The 569-nt window shown below is 68.2% G+C and carries 1 pseudogene; it reads right to left on the bottom strand.

Annotated features, from left to right (window positions below):
• Positions 1 to 569, bottom strand: a pseudogene (locus tag CSC70_RS14260) (YadA family autotransporter adhesin); the annotation flags it as partial.

Genomic DNA, 569 nt, shown 5'->3' with positions numbered 1-569 from the left:
TCATCGCGCGGAGCCGGTCCATGCGCCGGTCCATGCCGTCCAGGCGATGCGCGGTGTCGGTGCGCAACTGGTTGAAGCTGTCGTCCAGCGCGGTGATGCGGGTGTTGGTGTAGGCGTTGGCGCTGCTCAGGGTGGCGGTGTTGCCGGCGCGCAGTTGCGCCACGTTGACCGCATCGGTGTCGGCGCTGCCGGCGGCGACGTTGGCGACCTGGCGCTCGTTGCCGGCGCTGCCCACCGACACCGTGTTGGCGCGATCGGCGATCGAACCTGCACCCAGCGCGACACTGTTGTCGGCAGATGCCACCGCACCGCCGCCCAGGCTGACGCTCTGCGTACCGAATGCGCTCGCTTCCCAACCCAGTGCGATGCTTTCATCGCCGGTCGCCCTGGATTGGCCGCCGAGCGAAATGGCACGCGGACCAAATGCATTTGCGTAGGTGCCCACCGCAATCGAGCCGGTATCGGCCGCAGCCGCATTCGCGCCCACTGCCGTGCTGTCGCCACCGTAGGCAAGACTTTCGGTACCGATGGCGGTGCCGCCGTCACCCCACGCCACACTGGCAAAACCC

Source organism: Pseudoxanthomonas kalamensis DSM 18571, from assembly GCF_010211745.1.
In the GTDB taxonomy this organism is placed as follows: Bacteria; Pseudomonadota; Gammaproteobacteria; order Xanthomonadales; family Xanthomonadaceae; genus Pseudoxanthomonas_A; species Pseudoxanthomonas_A kalamensis.
Note: the sequence above shows the minus strand (reverse complement) of the source record. Positions and strands in the feature narration are given on the sequence as shown.